This is a genomic window from Streptomyces palmae (genome assembly GCF_004684805.1).
Taxonomy (GTDB): domain Bacteria; phylum Actinomycetota; class Actinomycetes; order Streptomycetales; family Streptomycetaceae; genus Streptomyces; species Streptomyces palmae.
On record NZ_SRID01000480.1, the window covers coordinates 1 to 4,438 of the forward strand.

At 71.2% G+C, this 4,438-nt stretch carries 4 protein-coding genes; 3 read left to right on the forward strand and 1 reads right to left on the reverse strand.

The annotated features are described in order from the left end of the window. The first annotated feature begins 77 nt into the window (after positions 1 to 77). The 3 genes from E4099_RS29540 to E4099_RS29550 all read left to right on the forward strand — a co-directional run bounded on the left by E4099_RS29540 (position 78) and on the right by E4099_RS29550 (position 2,956). Positions 78 to 773 carry a demethylmenaquinone methyltransferase gene (locus tag E4099_RS29540; RefSeq protein ID WP_135342177.1) on the forward strand — a complete coding sequence of 232 codons (696 nt, stop codon included), beginning with the start codon at positions 78 to 80 and terminating at the stop codon, positions 771 to 773. A 193-nt stretch (positions 774 to 966) separates the two neighbouring features. Further along, a complete protein-coding gene (locus tag E4099_RS29545; protein WP_135342178.1) occupies positions 967 to 2,331 on the forward strand; it encodes a geranylgeranyl reductase family protein in 1,365 nt (454 codons plus the stop codon). 205 nt (positions 2,332 to 2,536) lie between these two features. Then, positions 2,537 to 2,956, forward strand: coding sequence for a CBS domain-containing protein (locus tag E4099_RS29550; protein ID WP_135342179.1), 420 nt, complete (start codon positions 2,537 to 2,539; stop codon positions 2,954 to 2,956). Positions 2,957 to 3,130: 174 nt separating this feature from the next. On the opposite strand, the gene E4099_RS29555 is transcribed toward E4099_RS29550, so the two are convergent. Continuing rightward, positions 3,131 to 3,985 carry a C40 family peptidase gene (locus E4099_RS29555; protein ID WP_135342180.1) on the reverse strand — a complete coding sequence of 285 codons (855 nt, stop codon included), beginning with the start codon at positions 3,983 to 3,985 and terminating at the stop codon, positions 3,131 to 3,133. Positions 3,986 to 4,438: the final 453 nt, after the last annotated feature.

Sequence of the window (4,438 nt, forward strand, 5' to 3'; positions counted from 1 at the left end):
CCATTGTTCACCCCCCTCGAACACGGGGGCCGGGCCCTGCCCGGCCCCCGTGTTCGAGGGGGGTGAACAATGGGGGCGTGACCCGAGCATCCCTGGACAAACAGCCCGATGAAGTCGCCGCGATGTTCGACGGCGTGGCGTCCCGATACGACCTGGTGAACGACGTGCTCTCACTCGGCCAGGCCCGGCTGTGGCGCAGGGAGGTGGCCCGGGCGGTGGCCGCGCGGGCCGGGGAGCGGGTCCTGGACCTCGCCGCCGGCACCGGCACCTCCTCGGTGGCGTTCGGCGCGGCGGGCGCCACCGTGGTGCCCTGCGACTTCTCGCTGGGCATGCTGCGGGAGGGCAAGCGGCGCCACCCCGAGCTGCCGCTCACCGCGGGCGACGCCACCCGGCTGCCGTTCGCGGACGGCGTGTTCGACGCGGTGACCATCTCCTTCGGGCTGCGCAACGTCCATGACCCGGATGCCGCGCTGCGCGAACTGCTGCGGGTGACCAGGCCCGGCGGCCGGGTCCTGGTCTGCGAGTTCAGCCGGCCCACCTGGGCGCCGTTCCGGACCGTCTACACGGAGTACCTGATGCGGGCGCTGCCGCCGGTGGCCCGGGCGGTGAGCAGCAATCCGGACGCCTATGTGTACCTGGCCGAGTCCATTCGGGCCTGGCCGGACCAGGCGGGGCTGGCCGCCCGGCTCCAGCGGGCCGGCTGGAGCGGTGTGGCCTGGCGGAACCTCACCGGCGGCATCGTGGCCATGCACCGGGGGACCAAGCGCGGCTGAGGCGGACGGAGCAGGGGAGCGGGCGGCGTCCGGGGACGGTACGGAGGCCGGGGCGGGCGGCGTCCGAGGGCGGGCGGTGTCCGGGGAAGGGCGACGGCCTCACCCGCGGAAAGGGAACGCGCTCTCCGATTTGTGGTCTCCCGTACCACCCGCGGGAGAAACATCCACCGCCCTCTTAGACTGCTGCTGTCCAGTGGCCGGCGCGACCGGCTCGCCGTCAACAGATCCTCGGGAGTTCTCCGTGAGCGAGACCGCACCCACCGAGAGCGCTTCCGCGGAGCACATCGCCGCTGAGCGCCGCGCCGACGTGATCGTGGTCGGCGCCGGTCCGGCCGGTTCGACCACCGCGTACTACCTGGCCAAGGCCGGGCTCGACGTGCTGCTGCTGGAGAAGACCGCGTTCCCGCGGGAGAAGGTGTGCGGCGACGGGCTGACCCCGCGCGCCACCAAGCAGCTGGTCGCGATGGGCATCGACATCTCGGAAGAGGCGGGCTGGCTGCGGAACAAGGGCCTGCGCATCATCGGCGGCGGGGTGCGGCTCCAGCTCGACTGGCCGGACCTGGCCGCGTACCCGAACTACGGCCTGGTCCGCAAGCGCGACGACTTCGACGAGCAGCTGGCGCGGCAGGCGCAGAAGGCCGGCGCCCGGCTCTACGAGCGGTGCAACGTGGGCGCCCCCATCATCGACGACCGCACCCGCCGGATCACCGGCGTGCACGCCAAGCTGGGCGCGGAGAAGACCCCGGTCACCTTCCACGCGCCGCTGGTGGTCGCCGCCGACGGCAACTCCACCCGGCTCTCGCTGGGCATGGGGCTGCACCGCCGGGAGGACCGGCCGATGGGCGTGGCGGTGCGTACGTACTTCAACTCCCCCCGGCACGAGGACGACTACCTGGAGTCCTGGCTGGAGTTGTGGGACCGGCGCGGTGACCAGCCGCGGCTGCTGCCCGGGTACGGCTGGGTCTTCGGCATGGGGGACGGCACCTCCAACGTGGGCCTCGGCGTGCTCAACACCTCCTCCTCCTTCAAGGAGTTGGACTGGCGCGAGATCCTCAAGGCCTGGTGCGCCTCGATGCCGGAGGACTGGGGCTACACCCCGGAGAACATGACCGGCCCGATCCGCGGCGCCGCGCTGCCGATGGCGTTCAACCGCCAGCCGCACTACACCCGGGGCCTGTTGCTGGTCGGCGACGCGGGCGGCATGGTCAACCCGTTCAACGGCGAGGGCATCGCGTACGCCATGGAGTCCGGCCAGATGGCCGCCGACGTGATCGTGCAGGCGCACGCCCGGGCCACCGCCGCCCAGCGCGAACTGGCCCTCCAGCGCTACCCGAAGGTCATCAAGGACACCTACGGCGGCTACTACACGCTCGGCCGCGCCTTCGTGAAGCTGATCGGCAACCCCACGGTGATGAAGCTGGCCACCCAGCGCGGCCTCACCCACCCGATGCTGATGCGCTTCACCCTGAAGCTGCTGGCCAACCTGACCGATCCGCACGGCGGCGACGCCATGGACCGCATCATCAACGCCCTCACCAAGGTGGCCCCGCGCTCCTGACAGCGCCCCCGAGCACACCGATCGCCCACCGCCCCCGGACACCCCGGGGGCGGTGGCGTTTCCGGCACCTTCCGGCAGCGGTCGCGTGGTCCGGCCCGCGCGGTGAAGATGGAGGAGGGGGCACCGTGAGCGGATGCCGCGGTGACACCGGAACAGGGCCTGACGGGGCCGGTGTGCACCGGTGGGGCCCGGAGGAGGTACGAATATGACCACCGCCGCGGACATCATGCACCCGGGCGCGCAGTGGATCCCGCAGACCGAGACGCTGGACCGGGCGGCTCAGATGATGCGGAACCTGAGCGTCGGAGCCCTCCCGGTCAGCGACGCCAACGAGCGGCTGTGCGGGATCATCACCGACCGCGACATCGTGGTGGAGTGCGTCGCCATGGGGCACGACCCGTCCAAGGTGACCTGCGGCGACCTGGCGAAGGGGACTCCGCGCTGGATCAACGCCGACGCGGACATCAGCGAGGTGCTGCACGAGATGGAGAGCCACCGCATCCGTCGGCTGCCGGTGATCGACAACAAGCGGCTGGTCGGCATGATCAGCGAGGCGGACCTGGCGCGCAACCTCTCCGACGAGAAGTTGGCCGAGTTCGCGCACAACATCTACGCCGGCGCGTAACGCCGACCGCGCCGGTCCGTGCCCGTCCGTGCCGGCTGCGGCGTCTCGGGACGCCGCCCAGGGTGCGGCGGCGGCACGCGCGGCGCGTCGTGGATGTGCGCGGCAGGGTCGGCACTCGCGTGCACGGAGTGTGTACGCGAGAGCCGACCCTGCCGTCGTGAAGTGGGGGTGGGGTCAGAGGACCCGCACGGCGCCGGTCGGCGGGTCGTAGCTGAGCGGGCGCTCGACCACACCGGTGCTGGAGTTCTGCGCGCCGATGAAGTTGCCGCCACCGACGTAGACCGCGACGTGGTAGGCGCTGCCCGGGCTGCCCCAGTAGAGGAGGTCGCCCGGCTGCAGGTTGTTCAGCGAGACCTGGGTGCCGACGGTCGACTGCTGCTGGGAGATCCGCGGCAGGCTGATGTTGATCTGCCGGAAGGCGGTCTGGGTCAGACCGGAGCAGTCGTACGAGGAGGGGCCGGTCGCGCCGGGCACGTACGCCTTGCCCACCTGCGCGCGCAGGAAGTTGAGCAGCGTGGCCACGTTGCCCGAGGAGCTGGTGCTGGGCGCCTGGGTGCTGGTGCCGCTACCGCTGCCGGTGGACGGGGTGCTGTCGCCGAGCGGGGTGCGGTCCGTGGAGCGCGAGGAGCGCGCCTGGGCGGCCCGCTCCTCGGCCTTGCGCTGGGCCTCCTTGCGGGCGGCCTCCCGCTTGGCCTTGGCCTTGGCCTCCGCCTTCTCCTTGGCCTTCTTGGCCTCGGCGCGGGCGTGGTCGGCCGCCTGGTCCTGCTGCGCCTGGATCTCGTAGCCGGTCGCCGCCTCCAGGGTGGCGTCGGCGCTCTGCGCGGTGGTGGTCGCCAGCGCGGCGCTGACGGTCGGCATCTCCAGGGTGGACTCGGCCGCCGTCTGCTCGGATGCGCTGGCCTGCACCGTGGTGCCCGCCACCGCGAGGCTGAGGATGCCACCGGTCACTCCGGCGCGGAGTGCGCGCGTCGAAGGGGACGCGGCGCGGCGGGGCTTCCGGTGGCTCGGTATGTGTGCGACTGGGGACATGGGTAAACGGCTATCAGGGCGTACAGGTTGAGATCAACAAACGTGGCGTGCGTCACACTTGACGTGTTCGCGACGAAAATATGGCCGTCTTGCGGTGCTCAGGGGCCTCGGGGCGGACTGTCCGAGATCCTCGATCATGTCCATACGCATGGCTTTTGGCGCCTCGAGCGCAGTGTGTAGGCCGCTTATCACTTTCTGACGCCACGTGCCAAGGTTTCTCGCCGAATCGAGATCTACAAGTAGTGGGTGTGTGGGATACGTCACTCATGGTCCGCTGTCGTATTTTCGGGCCGCTGTATCTCCGTAGGTCGGCCGTCACTGCGCGTGTCCAAACCTTCGGGGGTCGCTCCGGGGTGGTCGGCGGGTGCCGGCGGGTGGTCCCCGGGGACTCGCCGGGTGCTCGCGCGCGCGTTCACGAACGAGGTGGGCTGGCTCTTATACACCTCTGACGCT

Excerpts from the sequence above, each read along its gene's own strand:
- E4099_RS29550 (WP_135342179.1), top strand. The coding sequence starts at position 2,537 with ATGACCACCGCCGCGGACATCATGCACCCGGGCGCGCAGTGGATCCCG.
- E4099_RS29555 (WP_135342180.1), bottom strand. The coding sequence starts at position 3,985 with ATGTCCCCAGTCGCACACATACCGAGCCACCGGAAGCCCCGCCGCGCC.